Raw genomic sequence first — 17,145 nt, forward strand, 5'->3', positions numbered from 1 at the left:
CGGAGGCACCATGACCGGCCCTGCCACCCGCGCCCTGCGCGGCCGTCTGCTGACCTTCACCGCGGGGCCCGCCGGCCCCGGCGACCGGGCCGGCTGCCGCTATCTGGAGGACGGCGTCCTGCTGGTGGAGGGCGGGCGGATCGCCGCCGTCGGCCCGGCCGAAGCGATGGCGGCGCGGCTGCCCGAGGGCGTCCCCGTCGACCATCACCCCGACGGGCTGATCCTTCCCGGCTTCATCGACGCCCATATCCACTTTCCGCAGACCCAGGTCATCGCCTCCTACGGGGCGCAGCTGCTGGACTGGCTCACCACCTACACCTTTCCCGAGGAGCAGAAATACGCCGACGCGGCCCATGCCGCGGCCAGCGCCCGCTTCTTCGTGGACGAGCTGCTGCGCAACGGCACGACGACGGCGGTCGCCTACGGCTCGGTCCACCCGCAATCGGTGGAGGCGCTGTTCGCCGAGGCCGAGGGGCGCGGCATGGGGCTGGTGGCCGGCAAGGTGATGATGGACCGCAACGCCCCGGCGGGGCTGACCGACACCGCCGAGACCGGCTACGCCGAAAGCCGGGCGCTGATCGCGCGCTGGCACGGCCGCGGCCGCCAGCGCTACGCCGTGACCCCCCGATTCGCCATCACCTCGACGCCCGAGCAGCTCGCCGCGGCGGGCCGGCTGCTGCGCGAGCACCCCGGCGTCTACCTGCAATCCCACCTGTCGGAAAACCCCGACGAGATTGCCGCCGTGCGCGCCCTCTTCCCCGAGGCCGCCAGCTACACCGACGTCTACGACCGCTTCGGCCTGCTGGGGCCGCGCTCCCTGTTCGGCCATTGCATCCACCTCGCCGAGGACGAGCTGACGCGGCTGTCCGACAGCGGCTCGGTGGCGGTGTTCTGCCCGACCTCCAACCTGTTCATCGGCAGCGGCCTGATGGACCTGGCGCGGGTCGCCCGGGACCACCGGCCGGTGCGCACGGCGCTGGCCACCGATGTCGGCGGCGGCACCAGCTATTCCATGCTGCGCACCGCGGCCGAGGCCTACAAGGTCCTGCAGCTCCAGGGCCAGAACCTGCCGGCGCTGGCCGCCTTCGCGCAGATGACCCGGGGCAACGCCCTGGCGCTCGACCTCGACGGCGAGATCGGCGCGCTGGAGCCCGGCCGCTGGGCCGACCTGGTGGTGCTGGACAGCCGCGCCACCCCGGCCATGGCCCACCGCATGGGGACGGTCCGCGGCGACCTGGAGGAGGAGCTGTTCGTGCTGATGACCCTGGGCGACGACCGGGCGGTGCGCGCCACCTACCTGCGGGGCCGCCGGGTGCACGACCGGGACTCGTGATTTCCGCTCGCACCGCGGTGCGAAAACGTGGAAACTGATCCGCATCGTGGAAGTGGCGAGGGCGGTCGATGGCGAAGGCGAGGCAGGCGGACGCGGCGCGCACCCGCGTCAAGGCCGCGGACAGGGGTGCCGGCGGTGCCGGCGCCGACCGGACCGGGCAGGTCCAATCGTTGCAGCGCGCGCTGGGCATCCTGCAGACGCTGGCCAACAGCCATGACGGTCTGACCCTCACCGAGCTGTCGCAGACCGTGGGTCTCGCCCCGTCCACCGCCCACCGCCTGCTCACCACCTTGCAGCAGCAGCAGTTCGCCCGCTTCGACCCGATCGGCAACGTGTGGCAGGTCGGGGTGGGGGCGTTCACCGTCGGCAACGCCTTCGTGCGCACCCGCGACGTGGCCCTGATGGCGCGCCCCCACATGCGCCGCCTGATGGAGGAGAGCGGCGAGACCGTGAACCTCTACGTCGAGGACGGCGGCGAGGCCATGTGCCTGACCCAGATCGAGTGCCGGCAGCTGATGCGGGCCATCGCCCGGCCCGGCGGCCGGGTCAAGATGCACTGCTCCTCGGTTGGCAAGGCCATCCTGGCCTGGCTGCCCGACCGCGACGTCTCCAAGGTGTTGGAGCGCCACGGCCTGCCGCCCTTCACCGCGCACACCCTGGGCACGCCGCGGGCGCTGCGCGACGACTTGGCGCGGGTGCGCGCCCGCGGCTACGCCATCGACGACGAGGAGCACGCGGTGGGCATGCGCTGCATCGCCGCCCCCATCTTCGACGAGCACGGCCGTCCCGCCTCGGCGATCTCGGTGTCCGGCCCGGCGGCCCGCATCGACGACGCCCGGCTGGCCGTCCTGGGCACCCTGGTGGGCGCGGCGGCGGCCGCGGTGACCCGCGAGCTGGGCGGTCTGTCGGCGACCCGGGAGGCGGCGGAGGAGGCGTCGGGCGCCGTCCGTCCCGCCGCCGAGGTGATGGCGCGCCGCGTCGGCTGAGCCGGCGCCGTGCCCCTCCGGGCCCGGCACCTGCCCACTCGGGTAGGAAAATGGCGTCGGGCATGTCACTGTAGTGTAACGCAGAATCGGTGAAATTCCGTATCTTGAAAACCCTTCCACCCCATGTTGCCGATTTCCCCCACGGCGGCCTAGCGTGTCGTCAGGAAATCGACCATCAGCAAATCGAACATGGGGAGGGACCAGCGATGCCGAAGATGACCGCGATCGATGCGGCGGTTCACGTCCTGGAGAAGGAAGGCGTCTCGGTCTGCTTCGGCGTGCCCGGCGCCGCCATCAACCCGTTCTACGCCGCCCTGCAGCGCAACGGCCGCATCGGACACGTGCTGGGCCGCCATGTCGAGGGCGCCTCGCACATGGCCGAGGGCTACACCCGCGCCAAGGCCGGCAACATCGGGGTGTGCGTCGGCACCTCCGGCCCGGCCGGCACGGACATGATCACCGGCCTCTACTCGGCCATCGCCGATTCCACGCCGATCCTGTGCATCACCGGCCAGGCGCCGCGCGCCCGCCTGCACAAGGAGGACTTCCAGGCCATCAACATCGCCGACATCGCCCGGCCGGTGACCAAGATGGCGGTGACGGTGCTGGAGCCGGCGCAGGTCCCCTACGTGTTCCAGCAGGCCTTCCACCTCATGCGCTCGTCGCGCCCCGGACCGGTGCTGATCGACCTGCCGCTCGACGTGCAGATGGCGGAGATCGAGTTCGATCCCGACGCCTACGAGCCGCTGCCCGCCTTCAAGCCGGCCGCCAGCCGCGCCCAGGTGGAGAAGGCGCTGGCCATGCTGAACGCGGCGGAGCGGCCGCTGATCGTGGCCGGCGGCGGCATCATCAACGCCGACGCCAGCGACCGCCTGGTGGCGTTCGCCGAACTGGTGGGCGTGCCGGTCATCCCGACCCTGATGGGCTGGGGCACCATCGCCGACGACCATCCGCTGATGGCCGGCATGGTCGGCCTGCAGACCGCGCACCGCTACGGCAACGCGACCATGCTGGAGTCCGATTTCGTGCTCGGCATCGGCAACCGCTGGGCCAACCGCCACACCGGCTCCGTGCCGGTCTACACCAAGGGCCGCACGTTCGTGCACGTCGACATCGAGCCGACCCAGATCGGCCGGGTGTTCACCCCCGACTTCGGCATCGTCTCCGACGCCGGCGCGGCGCTCGACCAGTTCATCGCCGTGGCCAAGGAGTGGCAGGCGGCGGGCAAGCTCAAGGACCGCTCCGCCTGGGTGGCCGACTGCCAGCGCCGCAAGCGGACGATGCACCGCCGCACCGACTTCGACAACACGCCGATCAAGCCGCAGCGCGTCTACCAGGAGATGAACCGCGCCTTCGGCCGCGACACCCGCTACGTCTCGACCATCGGCCTGTCGCAGATCGCCGGCGCCCAGTTCCTGCACGTCTACAAGCCGCGCCACTGGATCAACTGCGGCCAGGCCGGCCCGCTGGGCTGGACCCTGCCGGCGGCGCTGGGCGTGCGCGTCGCCGATCCCGACTGCAACATCGTGGCGCTGTCCGGCGACTACGACTTCCAGTTCATGATCGAGGAGCTGGCGGTGGGCGCCCAGCACAACCTGCCCTATGTGCATGTGCTGGTGAACAACTCCTACCTCGGCCTGATCCGGCAGGCGCAGCGCGCCTTCCAGATGGACTTCCAGGTCCAGCTCTCGTTCGAGAACATCAACGCGCCGGAGATGAACGGCTACGGCGTCGACCACGTGAAGGTGGCCGAGGGGCTGGGCTGCAAGGCGATCCGGGTGACCGATCCCGACGATCTCGGCGCCGCCTTCACCAAGGCCCAGGCCTGGACCAAGGAGTTCAAGGTGCCGGTGGTGGTCGAGGTCATCCTCGAGCGGGTGACCAACATCGCCATGGGCACCGAGATCGACAACGTCACCGAGTTCGAGGAAACCCTCGACATCACCGAACCGCAGCCGGAAACGGTGCTGGTCTAAGCGCGCTCGGCGCACATCAGGGAGAACGATTTCGATGGTGAAGTTCGCAGCCAACCTGTCGATGCTCTACACCGACATCGACTTTCTCGACCGCCTCGACGCGGCGGCCAAGGACGGGTTCGAAGGGGTCGAGTACCTCTTCCCCTACGCCTTCGAGGCCGACGCGCTGGTGGAGCGTCTGCAGCGCAACAAGCTGACGCAGGTGCTGCACAACCTGCCGGCCGGCGACTGGGACAAGGGTGAGCGCGGCATCGCCTGCCTGCCCGACCGGGTCGGCGAGTTCCAGGACGGCGTCGGCAAGGCCATCGCCTACGCCACGGCGCTCGGCTGCACCCAGGTCAACTGCCTGGCCGGCAAGGCGCCCGAGGGTGTCGCCGCCGACACGGTCGCGCAGACCTTCGTCGACAACCTGAAGTTCGCCGCGCCGAAGCTGAAGGAGGCCGGCATCCGGCTGCTGATGGAGCCCATCAACACCCGCGACATCCCGGGCTTCCACCTCACCACCACGGCCCAGGCGGAGGCGGTGCTGGAGGCGGTCGGTTCCGACAACCTCTTCATCCAGTACGACGTCTACCACATGCAGATCATGGAGGGGGACCTGATCCCCACCATGAAGCGCCTGCTGCCGAAGATCGCCCACATCCAGATCGCCGACAACCCCGGCCGCAACGAGCCGGGCACCGGCGAGATCAACTACCCCAACGTCTTCGCCGCCATCGACGCCATGGGCTACCAGGGCTGGATCGGCGCGGAGTACAAGCCCGCCGCCAAGACCAGCGAGGGTCTGGGCTGGTTCGCCCCGTACCGGGCCAAGGCCACCGCGGCCGCCTGAACAACGACGCACACGAGGAGAGACGCCATGAAGGTGGGATTCATCGGCCTGGGCATCATGGGCCGCCCGATGGCCGCGCATCTGATCAACGCCGGCCACACCCTGTTCCTCTACGACATCGCCCCGGTTCCGGACGACCTGACGTCGGCCGGCGCCACCGCCTGCGCCAGCGGCGCCGAGGTGGCCGGCAAGGCCGACGTCATCATCACCATGGTGCCGGACACCCCCCACGTCGAGGCGGCGCTGTTCGGTGAGAACGGCGTGGCGGCCGGCCTGTCGGCCGGCAAGATCGTGGTCGACATGTCCTCGATCTCGCCCATCGCCACCAAGGAGTTCGCCCAGAAGATCAACGCCCTGGGCTGCGACTACCTGGACGCCCCGGTGTCGGGCGGCGAGGTCGGCGCCAAGGCGGCGTCGCTGACCATCATGGTCGGCGGCCCGGACACGGCGTTCGAGACGGTGAAGCCGCTGTTCGAGCTGATGGGCAAGAACATCACGCTCGTGGGCGGCAACGGCGACGGCCAGACCACCAAGGTGGCCAACCAGATCATCGTCGCGCTCAACATCGAGGCGGTGGCCGAGGCCCTGCTGTTCGCCTCCAAGGCGGGCGCCGACCCGGCCAAGGTGCGCCAGGCGCTGATGGGCGGCTTCGCCAACTCCCGCGTGCTGGAAGTGCACGGCGAGCGCATGGTGAAGCGCACCTTCAACCCCGGCTTCCGCATCGAGCTGCACCAGAAGGACCTCAACCTGGCCCTCAGCGGGGCGCGGGCGCTGGGCATCAGCCTGCCCAACACGGCGACCGCCCAGGAGCTGTTCAACGCCTGCGCCGCCAACGGCGGCAAGGGGTGGGACCACTCCGCCATGGTCCGCGCGCTGGAGCTGATGGCCAACCACGAGGTCGCCCAGGCCGAAGCGGTGGCGGCGGAGTAACGCCGGCCGCCACCGGGTGGCGGCACGGTTTCGCTGGCAAGCCGGACGTCCACTTTTGCTAAGGTGGGCTCCGGCTTTTCGGCGACACCGTGCCCACCCCACCCCGTCCCCGGCGGTGCCGGGGGCGGGAGCATTCAGGAGAGACACCCATGCAGGACCCGCGGCAGCTTCTTCAGGCGATGTTCAAGGCGGCGGTGGACGCCGCCCTGCCGGCGGTGTGCGTGCCGCCGCACCTGCCGGAGCCGCCCAGGGGCCGCACCGTGGTGGTTGGCGCCGGCAAGGCCGCGGCGTCCATGGCCAAGGCGGTCGAGGACCACTGGCCGGGCGCGCTGTCGGGCCTGGTGGTCACCCGCTACGGCCACGCCGTGCCGACCCGGCGGATCGAGGTGGTCGAGGCCTCCCATCCCGTGCCCGACGCGGCCGGCGAGGCGGCGGCCCGGCGCATCCTGGAGACGGTGTCGGGTCTCGGTCCCGACGACCTGGTGCTGTGCCTGATCTCGGGCGGCGGCTCGGCCCTGCTGGCGGCCCCGGCGGAGGGGCTGACCGTGGCCGACAAGCAGGCGGTGGCCAAGGCCCTGCTGCGTTCGGGCGCCGACATCACCGAGATGAACTGCGTGCGCAAGCACCTCTCCGCGGTCAAGGGGGGGCGGCTGGCGCTGGCGGCCCACCCGGCCCGGGTGGTGGCGCTGGTGATCTCCGACGTGCCGGGCGACGACCTCTCGGTGATCGCCTCGGGACCGACGGTCAGCGACCCCACCAGCTTCGCCGACGCCCGCGCGGTGATCGCCAAGTACGGCATCGACCTGCCGCCCGCCGTGCGCGCCCATCTGGAGCGCGGCGCGGGCGAGACGCCCAAGCCCGGTGACGACCGGCTGGCCGGCGTCACCAACATCCTGGTCGCCACCCCCCAGGCCTCGCTGGAGGCCGCCGCCGCGGTGGCCCGCGCCGCCGGGGTGACGCCGCTGATCCTGGGCGACGCGATCGAGGGCGAGGCCCGCGAGGTCGCCCGCGTGCACGCCGCCATCGCCCGCCACGCCGCCCGGGTCGGCCAGCCGGCGGTGCCGCCCTGCGCCATCCTGTCCGGTGGCGAGACCACGGTGACGGTGCGCGGCAGCGGCCGCGGCGGCCGCAACGTGGAGTTCCTGCTGGGGCTGGCGGTGGCCCTGGACGGGGCGCCGGAGGTGTGGGCGGTGGCCGCCGACACCGACGGCATCGACGGCACCGAGGACAACGCCGGCGCCCTTCTCACCCCCGACACCCTGGTCCGCGCCGCCACCGCCGGCGTGAACGCCAAGGCACGGCTGGCCGACAACGACGGCTACAGCTTCTTCCGCGACGTCGGCGACCTGCTGGTCAGCGGGCCGACGCTGACCAACGTCAACGACTTCCGCGCCATGCTGGTGCTGCCGCCGGGCTGAGCGCGCCCGTTGACACGGCCCGCGGCGCCGTGCGGCAATGGGGACCTGGGCGGGCGTGACGGCAAGCGGGGGGACCCATGGCAGGCGGCGCAGCGAACGGGCGCGGCGATTGGGTGTCGCTGCGCCGTGATGCGGACACCGGGATCGAGACCATCCGCGCCCACTTCACCGGCCACGCCTATGACCCGCACGACCACGACGACGTGCTGGTCGGGGTGACCGAGCAGGGCGAGCAGCGTTTCCGCTGCCGCCGCCGCGAGAACGTCAGCACCCCCGGCCGCGCCATCCTGATGGAGCCGGGCGAGGTGCACGACGGCCACACCTCCGCCGCCGAGGGGTTCACCTACGCCATGCTCTACCTGCCGGTGCCGGTGCTGGCCGCCCGGCTGGACGGGGTGCGGGCGGCGGGTGGGCGGGCCCTGGCGCCCACCGCCGTTCCGGGATTCCGCGCCACCTTGTGCGATGCCCCGGCCCTGGTGGCGGCCATCCGCGCCGCCTTTCTGGCCCTGCACGGCGGCGAGGGCCGGCTGGCCCGCGACCTCGCGCTCGACCGGCTGGCCGCCCAGCTCGCCGGCCATGCCGCGGCGGCGGCGGGCGTGCGCCGGTCGGTCGAACCCGCGGTCCGGTCGGCCCGCGACCTGCTCCACGACCGCATGGCCGAGGACGTCGGGCTGGAGGCCCTGGCCGCCGCCGCCGGGGTCGACCGCTTCCGCCTGAACCGGGCCTTCCGCGCCGCGTTCGGTCAGTCGCCCCACGCCTATCTCGTGCGCCTGCGGCTCAAGGCGGCCCGGCGCCTGCTGGCGGCCGGGGTGGCGCCGGCCGCCGCCGCGGCCGAGGTCGGCTTTGCCGACCAGAGCCATCTCGGGCGCTGGTTCCGGCGCGCCTACGGCGTGACGCCCGCCGCCTACCGGCGGATCTGCGGCGCGGCGGCGGCATGACGCGCGAGCGCCTGTTCGACATCGACGGGGGCCTGCTGCTGACCCTCGACGCCCTGTTGAGGGAGCGCAACGTCACCCGCGCCGCGGCCCACCTCGGCATCACCCAGCCGGCCCTGTCGGCGCGGCTGTCAGCTACAGCTTTGCGCCGGAGTGGTGGGAACGCATCAGATGGCCGATGATAGCTATCGGCTGGCGCGAGTACCATCGATGGAATGCATCAATCGCTCGATTCGCACTTACATCTTAGAGAAATTTTCCTGCGGATTCTGCGCCACCTCGGAAGGCGCTCGCTGCAGCATGCTGCCTGCCCCGGTCCGACCGCAGGTCACCATGCCCTTCGGCCCAGAGCAATGCCCCTCAGCGCGTTCGGCGGCGTTGCTCATTGGGCAGATCCGGCCGTCGTGCAGGAGCAGGTGAAGCCCTCCCGGCGGGACGGCAAGAAGTCTGTCGCTTTGGTCACAGGTGTGTGCTTCGACATCCCCGCCGCGGCCGCCCGCATCCAGCCTTTCAAGTCATTAACCAGGGGCTTGGACAGCTGACGCGGCGCTCTGCGAAGGGGGTAAAAGCGTACCAAATCCGGAGGACGATGAAAGCCGTCTCGCAGGTTGAAAGGGCGCTTTGACTCTGCTAATATATTATGTCTTCCGTTGCGCCGAAAGTTCTCGTGGTGGTGGCAGATTAAAAGTTTCGCTGGCAGATCTCCATTTCTAGATCATGCAAGTACCTATAAAAAGGAACCTGGGCTCCGGCGCCATCCGTGCTCCGGTAATGAGGTAATTGTAGAGAAGGTGAGCAGTGATAAAAGACGATACGTTCTCCAAATTTGATCGCGCCCGCCATCTGGCGCCGCTGACAAGCGACTGGGGAAGCTGGAACACCGTATCGCTCTACCTCGAACGTTGCCAAGTTGACACGCCGGATGAACTCGTCGCAGCTACTTGGGCGCACGTTGAACATCTGCGAAAAAATCTTGGTAAGGTCGTCGATTTTGGGGCTGGCGACGGGCGTTTTGCCCGCTATGGCCGTTTTAAGAATTACGTTGGCTATGAGATTGATCGTGGTCGTTGCCATGATGCCATCCTGCCCGAGAACGCGTCACTTCTTAACCGGTGCGCTTTCGCCGACGAGATTAGTGACGCAGATCTCTGCATCGGCAACCCTCCATTTGTAAGAAACCAAGATCTTCCGGAAGGCTGGCGCCAGAAGGCCGCCGATGTTCTACGTCGCCGAACGGGCGTAGCCGTTTCAGGACTTGCCAACGCATGGCAGTACTTCTTCTTGCTATCTTTGGCAAGTCTCGACGAAGACGGACTATGTGCGTTGGTTATTCCTTACGAATGGGTTTCCCGCCCTTCAGTAGAAACACTTCGTAGGTATATCATTGAGCAAGGCTGGAATGTAAATGTCTACAGGTTAGTTGATACGACGTTTGATAGTGTGCTCACCACATCGTCGATCACCATTGTTGACAAGGCGCAACGTGAAGGCCATTGGCGATACTATGAGGAGGCGGCTGACGGCAACTATCTTCCCTTACGTTCGCCAAGCGGTTCGTCGCAGGGAGTTATGCGCTATATGAGGCGCTCCCAAGTCAATAGAGAGGCGCCCCGTGCAGTCCGTGGACTGAGTCCCGGAACTCAGAAGGTTCTTACCTTGACTGAAGGCGAACGGGTCCGCTTCGGGCTTCAGATAGAGCAAGACGTCGTAGCCTGCGTAACAACGCTCCGCCATTTGTCGGCGGGTGTAAAGGAGCTGGATGAGCACGCATTCCGTACCAGCTACCGAAACGCGGGCCAAAAGTGCTGGCTAATTCGGACAGACGCCGCCCCTAGCAGCGCGCTAAACGCCTATCTTGAGTCGGTTTCCGAAGAGGAGTACCAAACAAGCACCTGCCTTGAGCGGAGCGAATGGTGGCGTTTCAACATGCCTCCAATCCCGGCGCTGCTCATGGCCATGAGCTTCAAAGGGGAGTTTCCGAAGGCCGTTCGAAATAGCATCTCCGCGCGCGCGGTCGGCGGAGTTTGCGGAATTTACAATGTTAACGATGCACAAGAAGCATATCTAACCGGCGGTCTTGGTGGGATGGATATTCGCGACCGAATTGTCGCGCACTCCAACGGGCTCCGTAAGATAGAGATCAATCAATTGAATGCACTGCTCGCAGATGTTTTCTCAACCAGAATGGCAGGTGAATGATGGCAACCGTCGCCGGCGCCACCCGATCACCGATTATCGACGAAGGCACCCTGTCGTTCAGTATTGAGAGTCGCATCTTGCGCGAACTTGGTGAGCGCTTGGTTAAGCAGCCAGAAGTAGCGATAGTTGAGCTCGTTAAGAACGCCTACGATGCCGACGCAACAGAATGCACGATTTCTTATGATTTCCCTCAAGCAATAACCGTAAAAGATGATGGCCTCGGCATGAATCTGAGGCGCTTCACTAATGGATGGATGCGTATTGGAACAAGCTCAAAAGAGCCGATAAATTTAAGCGAAAAGTACCTCCGGCCAATAACCGGCGAGAAAGGCATCGGGCGCTTCGCTGTCCGCTTTCTGGGCCGAGCCCTCCGGCTTACTTCCGTTGCTGATGATCCAGAGCGTAAGCGCCGTACGAGGCTTATTGCCGAGTTCGATTGGCCGAAATTCGATCAACATGAGGACCTTGGTAAGGTAAACGTACCTTATCGGCTCGAAGCAGTAGATGATGAAACACCGACCGGCACAACTCTTGTCATTACACGGTTGCGCTCAGAAGTGGCCCGACTCGATATACAAAAAGTGCGGACCGGCTCGATAGGGATATTGACGCCCCTGCGCTCTCTTTTTAGGCAGATGACAGAAGGCGATGACGTTGATCAAGTAATAGATGATGCCAGAGATCCCGGTTTTCTCTTGAACATTGAGCGCGATGATGAAGCAGAGAGCGACGTAGCTGCCGCAGTACTTGATAGCTTCGTTCTTCGGGCTCGCTTGCGCCTTAAGGGCAATAGTTTAGAGTTGAGCGTGTTTCGGCGTGGTATGCAGCAGCCATATTTAAGGTTTGTTGATACGTTCCCAAATGAGTTAGGACGACTTTATGCTGATATTCGCTTTTTTCCCCGTCGCGCTGGCGCTTTCACCGGTATGCCAGTTGACGGGCGTCGAGCATACCCCTGGATAGTGCAGAATGCTGGCGTGGCGGTGTTCGACCGCAACTTTCGAGTACAACCTTACGGAACCGCGGCCGACGACTGGCTGCATCTCCAGGCGGATTCAGCACGCAATCGACGCGATGCGCGCTCTGCGATTGCACTGAAGCACTTTCCAATGGCCGCACACGTCCGCACATCCACCTCCGAAAACTGGATGCTAAGGTTGCCACAATCGGCACAGCTTATAGGCCTTGTGCAGGTTGAAGGACGCCGTCACAAAGAAATCGACCCAAATGCGGGGGAGGAGGGTCTTGTAGCTTCTGCTGATCGTGAGGGATTTGTTGAAAATGTTGCCTATAATCAGCTGCGCGATTTAGTTCGCGGCGCAGTTGAAGCAATTGCATATGCCGATAGAAAACTTCAGCAGGAGGAAGAGGAAGCGCAGCGCCAAACGCTTGTCGCATCTATAAAACGTGAAACGCAGTCGGCTATTAATGAAGTTCAGGCCAATCCGCGTATTGCCGCTCCAGACAAAGCTAGGATTGTTGCGGCCCTTGCTCAAACACAACATTTAGCTGATAGGCAAGAGGAGTCGGCTCGCGGGCGGGAACAGCAACTCGAGATTATGAGCTTGCTTGGTGTCGTTGCTGGATTTATGACACATGAATTTGGTATCGCTCTTCAAGAACTTGAAGAGACGCATAAGAATCTTATCATTCTTGCCAAAGAAGAGCCAAAATTTGCGCCTGCCGCCAAAAGCTTTGCCTCTCATATTAAGAATCTCAAGGAATTTGTTACGTATTCGTCCGGCTACATTCAAGGAGCAAAAACAAAGCCAACGAAACCTTATCCAGTTAAGCCTAGGCTGATGCAGGTGAAAAAATACTTTGGCTACTATGCATTGGAGCGCAATATAAACGTTGAAATTAGCGTCGAAGCTAACCTTATGGCGCCTCTAGTTCCCCCATCGCTATATAATGGCATCTCGCTCAACCTTTATACTAACGCATTGAAGGCGGTGACTGCGAAAACTGGAACAGAAAGGGGGGAAATTGCATTCCGGGCGTGGAATGATAATCGTTGGCATTATCTTGAAGTTTCCGATAGCGGAATTGGGATCCCATCGGCTCTACAACGGCGCGTCTTTGATCCTCTATTTACAACGACTGAGTCGCAGAATGATCCACTGGGCTCGGGCATGGGATTAGGTTTGGCGCTTGTCAAACGTGGGGCTGAAGCCTTCGGAGGCCGTGCCGAATTAGTAAACCCTCCCCCTGGCTTTGCGACATGCGTTCGCGTTCGCCTCCCACTCAATATCTAGGCCTCCGAACATGACTAATACATCCCAAATACCGTCAATACTTCTCATTGATGACACTCAGAAGGTCCTGGAAGGGCTTGCCGCAAAACTTTCAGAACTTTTGCCGGCCGATCAAGTTGATGTGCGTCGCTGGATTCCAACGGCAGACGACATTGACCCTCAATCTGCGTTTGACAGTAAAGTTGATGATAGCACGGTATTGGTAGTCACGGATTACGATCTAACCAGCCAAGGCGTAAAGGGCCTATTTGGCCTCACTATTGTTGGATGGTGTCAGAAGCGGTCGATACCGGTGGGCGATTTTTCGCGCGGGAATACAAAAGCCTTACCTAAAGAACCGGAATTGTTCGAGTTACGAGTTCCTCCTACTGATGATGAGGGGGCACTCTTTATTGCGTCGGCGTTCAGTGGTTTTCTTTCAATTAGGAATGTAATTTCTGATGACTTAGAGAGGTTCTCGGTGCGGCGCAGCTTAGCGGCTATCCTTTCGGATTTGCTGGGAAAAACTCACCTCGACAATCAATTCTCCCTCTACATGTCAAGACTTGGCTCCGCGAACGCAGCATTAGTTCAGCGTCTTCGTGATTTTGCTAGCCCAGCTAGCGCCCCGGATGCTGAAGATAAAATACAGGTATTAACTTATGTGCTAGGGCACGTCCTTCTTAACGCTATTCTTAAGTTTCCAGGACCGGTCTTGTCAGAGAAAGCTCTCTGTGCCTACATAGCAACGGACGGTTTGGAAGGCAATGCGCTCCAGAAGATATTTTCGTCGGCCGCTTATAGCGGACCATTCAAAGAAATGTGTAGATATTATTGGAGAGAAGATGTCGACTCTGTTCTCGACCGGCTGGGAGAGATAAATGAAGATACCAATTTTGAGGATTTTGGGGATTTGAATCGAGCAATTGTCGAGGCCGCATTGGGGCGGCCACTCGCCACACATGCGTGCGGGCGGAAAGGTTGCGAAGGAAGGAAGGGTGGATTTCTTTGCCCGTTTACCAGTCGCCCTGTCTGCCAGCGCGCCGACTGCTCAGTCTCGGCAAGCAGTTGGATTCCACAAGGCGCGCAGTTGAGCCGTGTTGAACGAGACTTCTACGACGAGTGGGCTCCACTACTCGGGCTTTAATTCCTTTCTTGACATCCTTGGCCGCACCATGAACCGCAATGCAAAATTTGTACAACAGCAGATGCACTTTGCTTGGGACGCAGTGCGTTCCGGACTTCAGAAGATGTATCCGTCATGCGATGTACGTCCATCGCAGGGCTATGATATCTTTGAGCTGGACGAGAGCGGAGGATGCAACGAGGTAAAATTTAAAATTGGGCCAATTGTCTTTGTTCTTCCGGAGCGGGCCACCAGACCCGAACCAAATCTTTATGTTGCGGTTGAGGGTTGGTTGTCATTTGAGGGCCCCGACGTTCGCCAACGGCCTTTACGAACGAAATCTTTCGGAACTAATATCGGCTATTTTCGATCTAAGAAACAAGTGGTGGAACATGTCTATGGAGCACACTATGATTTGGACGAGCACAGAATTGGGCATCCGGTGTTTCATGCTCAAATGTCACCTCAGATGGGCCTTTTAACTTCGATTAATGAACGATTTCGCAGAGACTGGACGGCTGAAGATAGGGTAACGCCGATATTGCCGAATGTCAGAACCCCAACGGCCCAAATGGATTTCTTCTCGTTAATCGCGCAGTTGTGTGCCGATCACCTAATCCACGATAAATCTGGCCCGGAAGTTCAAGAGGCGTTTACGCGTATGCGAGCAGATACAGATTTTTTTGTTGGGGCCGCACACCGTATGAATTATTTAAACTCTGCTGTCGCACCTAAATGTTATCGATCAACTCATTGGTACGCCGGCGCAATGTAATTGCAAGAATTTTCTGGATAGTCATAAAGAATCTATATCAAATGCCTCTGTCGTGGTCATTGTTTCGGCGCAACCAAGGACAGTCCTTTCATAAGACTCACGTCAATCATTTCCCGTCCCGTCTTCGTGGTCACCTCATCCTCGAGCATCACAAGTTTGAAAGCCGCCCCAGACAGATGTTGACGAAGGAGTAGCGCGGCCCGTAGTCGCCGAGCGTTGTCCACCCGGGCTGGCGTCGCGACGATGCCCGGCAGCACCGTGTCGCCGTCGCCGAACGGCGCCACCTTGCCGGCCTTGGCGTAGACGCCGACGGTCGCCGCCGCCTCGTCGAAGTACCGGCGGTCGTAGCCGCTGGTCTCGGCGTTCGCCGCGTCCAGGAAGAAGGCGAGGTCCGGAGCGCCGACATGGACGGTGGCGTTGGGGAACACCATGCGCCCGCCCGCCACCAGGCCGCCGCTGTGGTCGGTGTGGATGTGGCTGATGAGGATGTCGGTGATGGCCTCCGGCGTCGTCCCGGCGGCGGCCAGGCTGTCCGGCAGCTTGCCGCCATTGCCCGGGCCGAACAGGTCGCCGGCGCCGGTGTCGACGAGGATGCGGCGGTCGCCGTCCTCGATCAGGAAGGCGTTGATGGAGGCCTCCACGGGGTTGGCGAGGAAGGCGTGGTCGAGCAGCCGGTCGACCTCGGGCACGGTGGTGTCCAGCAGCAGGCTGTGCAGGTCCTGGGGGACGGTGCCGTCGGACAGCGCCGTGATCGTCAGCGCGCCGAGGGGAAAGCGGTAGGTGTCGGCGGTCTGGGTGTGGACGGCCTGGGTGTGGACGGCCTGGGCGTGGGCGCTCCCGGCCGGTGCCAGGCCGAGGCCCAGGCTGAGGCCCAGACCGAGGTGAAGGCCGGCCGCCAGCAGGGAGCGGCGAAGACGGGTGGGGGAAGCCATGGGCGTCCGGATCTCCGTTGGTGGGAAAGGTCGCGCCTTGCTACGGCGGAACAGGCCGGCGGCGGAAATCCGAAGCGTCGATGGGACCCATCGGCGGTTCTTATGGCGCCGCGCGCGGCCTCCCCGGCCGCCGCACAAACGTTCCAGACCACGGGCGCCCGTCCCTGCCATGGTTGCGGCCAAGGAGGGTCCGTCATCATGTTCGACACCAAGGTCGCCATCATCATCCGCCCTGACCTCGCCGGCTGGCAGAAGCTGAACGTCGCGGCGTTCCTCGCCACCGGCGTCGCCGCCGCCGCGCCCGAGGCGCTGGGCGAGCCCTATGTGGACGCCGGCGGCCGCACCTACGGGCGCCTGCTGGGCCAGCCGATGCTGATCTTCGCCGGCGATCGCGCGGCTCTGCAGGCGGCCCACCGCAAGGCCCTGGAGCGCGAGCTGGCGGTCGTGCCCTACGTCGCCGCCATGTTCGAGACCGGCCACGACGCCGCCAACCGCGCCGTCTTCGCCGCCGAGGACCCGGCCGACCCCGACCTCGTCGGCATCGCCGTGCGCGGGCCGAAGAAGGCGGTGGACAAGGTCACCAAGGGGCTCGCACTCCACCCCTGACGCGGCGCCGGGCGGCGATGTTGCTGCGGGTTCGCAGTTGACCGTTGGCGTTCGCAAGCGCAGGGTCGGCCACCCCTTCCCGCCGCCCGGACCGGTCCATGGACGCCACCTTCCGCCAGCAGCAGATCGTCTCCCTGGTGCGCGAGCGCCGGGTGCTGCAGGTGCAGTGGCTGGCCGAGCATTTCGGGGTGACGCCGCAGACCATCCGGCGCGACATCGACGATCTGTCCTCGCAGTCCCTGGTGCGGCGCTTCCGCGGCGGCATCACCGTGCCGTCGAGCGTGGAGAACGTGGCCTACGCCACCCGGCAGATGCTGATGGCCGACGAGAAGCGGCGCATCGCCGCGCTGGCGGCCGAACACGTGCCCGACGACGCCTCGCTGTTCATCAACATCGGCACCACCACCGAGGCGGTGGCCCACGCCCTGCTGGCCCACCGCGGCCTGCGGGTCATCACCAACAACCTGAACGTCGCCAACATCCTGCACACCAAGACCAGCTTCAGCCTGGACGTGGCCGGCGGCCCGGTGCGCCAGCGCGACGGCGGCATCGTCGGCGCGGCGACGGTGGCCTTCATCCGCCAGTTCAAGGTGGACATCGGCATCATCGGCATCAGCGGCATCGACGCCGAGGGCGACCTGCTCGACTACGACTACGACGAGGTGCGCGTCGCCCGGGCGATCATCGAGAACGCGCGGCGCGTCTTCCTGGTCAGCGACCACACCAAGTTCGGCCGCAGCGCCATGATCCGGCTCGGCCACATCGGCGAGATCGACGAGCTGTTCACCGACCGCCCGCCCCCCGCCGCCATGGCCGAGGTGGTGGCGGCCAGCGGCTGCCGGGTGCACGTGGCGCCGGGCTGA

The 17,145-nt window shown here is 64.4% G+C and carries 15 protein-coding genes and 1 pseudogene; 14 read left to right on the forward strand and 2 right to left on the reverse strand.

Annotated features, from left to right (window positions below; all coding sequences use genetic code 11):
- Window positions 1-10: 10 nt before the first annotated feature.
- From guaD to AC6H2I_RS04305, 8 genes are all read left to right on the forward strand, one after another.
- Window positions 11-1,333 (forward strand): guanine deaminase, encoded by a 1,323-nt coding sequence (gene guaD, locus AC6H2I_RS04270; RefSeq protein ID WP_497499334.1) that lies wholly within the window; start codon window positions 11-13, stop codon window positions 1,331-1,333.
- Between the two features lie 68 nt (window positions 1,334-1,401).
- Window positions 1,402-2,319: an IclR family transcriptional regulator domain-containing protein gene (locus AC6H2I_RS04275; protein WP_497499335.1), complete on the forward strand. Its 918-nt coding sequence runs from the start codon at window positions 1,402-1,404 to the stop codon at window positions 2,317-2,319.
- 206 nt (window positions 2,320-2,525) lie between these two features.
- Window positions 2,526-4,295: a glyoxylate carboligase gene (gene gcl / locus AC6H2I_RS04280; protein WP_497499336.1), complete on the forward strand. Its 1,770-nt coding sequence runs from the start codon at window positions 2,526-2,528 to the stop codon at window positions 4,293-4,295.
- A 34-nt stretch (window positions 4,296-4,329) separates the two neighbouring features.
- Window positions 4,330-5,127 (forward strand): hydroxypyruvate isomerase, encoded by a 798-nt coding sequence (hyi, locus tag AC6H2I_RS04285; RefSeq protein WP_497499337.1) that lies wholly within the window; start codon window positions 4,330-4,332, stop codon window positions 5,125-5,127.
- 27 nt (window positions 5,128-5,154) lie between these two features.
- Entirely contained in the window at window positions 5,155-6,057 is a 903-nt protein-coding gene (glxR, locus tag AC6H2I_RS04290; protein ID WP_497499338.1) for a 2-hydroxy-3-oxopropionate reductase, read from the forward strand.
- A gap of 149 nt (window positions 6,058-6,206) precedes the next feature.
- On the forward strand, window positions 6,207-7,475 hold the full coding sequence (locus AC6H2I_RS04295) for a glycerate kinase type-2 family protein (protein ID WP_497499339.1): 1,269 nt from the start codon (window positions 6,207-6,209) through the stop codon (window positions 7,473-7,475).
- Between the two features lie 77 nt (window positions 7,476-7,552).
- On the forward strand, window positions 7,553-8,413 hold the full coding sequence (locus AC6H2I_RS04300) for an AraC family transcriptional regulator (protein ID WP_497499340.1): 861 nt from the start codon (window positions 7,553-7,555) through the stop codon (window positions 8,411-8,413).
- Window positions 8,410-8,592 (forward strand): LysR family transcriptional regulator, encoded by a 183-nt coding sequence (locus tag AC6H2I_RS04305; protein ID WP_497499341.1) that lies wholly within the window; start codon window positions 8,410-8,412, stop codon window positions 8,590-8,592. The genes AC6H2I_RS04300 and AC6H2I_RS04305 overlap by 4 nt, the downstream gene beginning before the upstream one ends.
- A gap of 109 nt (window positions 8,593-8,701) precedes the next feature.
- On the opposite strand, the pseudogene AC6H2I_RS04310 reads toward AC6H2I_RS04305, so the two are convergent.
- A pseudogene (locus AC6H2I_RS04310) lies at window positions 8,702-8,951 on the reverse strand (IS66 family transposase); the annotation flags it as partial.
- A 257-nt stretch (window positions 8,952-9,208) separates the two neighbouring features.
- Between AC6H2I_RS04310 and AC6H2I_RS04315 the strand changes: the two are divergent.
- The 4 genes from AC6H2I_RS04315 to AC6H2I_RS04330 are packed head-to-tail and all read left to right on the forward strand — an operon-like array spanning window position 9,209 to window position 14,744.
- Window positions 9,209-10,609 carry an Eco57I restriction-modification methylase domain-containing protein gene (locus tag AC6H2I_RS04315; RefSeq protein WP_497499342.1) on the forward strand — a complete coding sequence of 467 codons (1,401 nt, stop codon included), beginning with the start codon at window positions 9,209-9,211 and terminating at the stop codon, window positions 10,607-10,609.
- A complete protein-coding gene (locus AC6H2I_RS04320; RefSeq protein WP_497499343.1) occupies window positions 10,609-12,864 on the forward strand; it encodes a sensor histidine kinase in 2,256 nt (751 codons plus the stop codon). The genes AC6H2I_RS04315 and AC6H2I_RS04320 overlap by 1 nt, the downstream gene beginning before the upstream one ends.
- 10 nt (window positions 12,865-12,874) lie before the next feature.
- Window positions 12,875-13,990 (forward strand): hypothetical protein, encoded by a 1,116-nt coding sequence (locus tag AC6H2I_RS04325; protein ID WP_497499344.1) that lies wholly within the window; start codon window positions 12,875-12,877, stop codon window positions 13,988-13,990.
- Between the two features lie 28 nt (window positions 13,991-14,018).
- A complete protein-coding gene (locus AC6H2I_RS04330) occupies window positions 14,019-14,744 on the forward strand; it encodes a hypothetical protein (protein ID WP_497499345.1) in 726 nt (241 codons plus the stop codon).
- 56 nt (window positions 14,745-14,800) lie between these two features.
- Here AC6H2I_RS04330 and AC6H2I_RS04335 read toward each other — a convergent pair whose 3' ends face one another.
- A complete protein-coding gene (locus tag AC6H2I_RS04335) occupies window positions 14,801-15,676 on the reverse strand; it encodes an MBL fold metallo-hydrolase (RefSeq protein WP_497499346.1) in 876 nt (291 codons plus the stop codon).
- 198 nt (window positions 15,677-15,874) lie between these two features.
- Here AC6H2I_RS04335 and AC6H2I_RS04340 point away from each other — a divergent pair, with 198 nt between their 5' ends.
- Together AC6H2I_RS04340 and AC6H2I_RS04345 are read left to right on the forward strand one after the other, a co-directional pair.
- Window positions 15,875-16,282 (forward strand): DUF2000 family protein, encoded by a 408-nt coding sequence (locus AC6H2I_RS04340; RefSeq protein WP_497499347.1) that lies wholly within the window; start codon window positions 15,875-15,877, stop codon window positions 16,280-16,282.
- 98 nt (window positions 16,283-16,380) lie between these two features.
- Complete coding sequence (locus AC6H2I_RS04345; protein WP_497499348.1) at window positions 16,381-17,145, forward strand: DeoR family transcriptional regulator; 765 nt, start codon at window positions 16,381-16,383, stop codon at window positions 17,143-17,145.

The organism is Azospirillum sp. NS33 (genome assembly GCF_059703765.1).

Coding starts and splice junctions, on each gene's coding strand:
- AC6H2I_RS04300 (WP_497499340.1), top strand. CDS start 7,553: ATGGCAGGCGGCGCAGCGAACGGGCGCGGCGATTGGGTGTCGCTGCGC.
- AC6H2I_RS04305 (WP_497499341.1), top strand. CDS start 8,410: ATGACGCGCGAGCGCCTGTTCGACATCGACGGGGGCCTGCTGCTGACC.
- AC6H2I_RS04330 (WP_497499345.1), top strand. CDS start 14,019: ATGAACCGCAATGCAAAATTTGTACAACAGCAGATGCACTTTGCTTGG.
- guaD (WP_497499334.1), top strand. CDS start 11: ATGACCGGCCCTGCCACCCGCGCCCTGCGCGGCCGTCTGCTGACCTTC.
- AC6H2I_RS04275 (WP_497499335.1), top strand. CDS start 1,402: ATGGCGAAGGCGAGGCAGGCGGACGCGGCGCGCACCCGCGTCAAGGCC.
- AC6H2I_RS04345 (WP_497499348.1), top strand. CDS start 16,381: ATGGACGCCACCTTCCGCCAGCAGCAGATCGTCTCCCTGGTGCGCGAG.
- glxR (WP_497499338.1), top strand. CDS start 5,155: ATGAAGGTGGGATTCATCGGCCTGGGCATCATGGGCCGCCCGATGGCC.
- gcl (WP_497499336.1), top strand. CDS start 2,526: ATGCCGAAGATGACCGCGATCGATGCGGCGGTTCACGTCCTGGAGAAG.
- AC6H2I_RS04340 (WP_497499347.1), top strand. CDS start 15,875: ATGTTCGACACCAAGGTCGCCATCATCATCCGCCCTGACCTCGCCGGC.
- hyi (WP_497499337.1), top strand. CDS start 4,330: ATGGTGAAGTTCGCAGCCAACCTGTCGATGCTCTACACCGACATCGAC.
- AC6H2I_RS04295 (WP_497499339.1), top strand. CDS start 6,207: ATGCAGGACCCGCGGCAGCTTCTTCAGGCGATGTTCAAGGCGGCGGTG.
- AC6H2I_RS04325 (WP_497499344.1), top strand. CDS start 12,875: ATGACTAATACATCCCAAATACCGTCAATACTTCTCATTGATGACACT.
- AC6H2I_RS04320 (WP_497499343.1), top strand. CDS start 10,609: ATGGCAACCGTCGCCGGCGCCACCCGATCACCGATTATCGACGAAGGC.
- AC6H2I_RS04335 (WP_497499346.1), bottom strand. CDS start 15,676: ATGGCTTCCCCCACCCGTCTTCGCCGCTCCCTGCTGGCGGCCGGCCTT.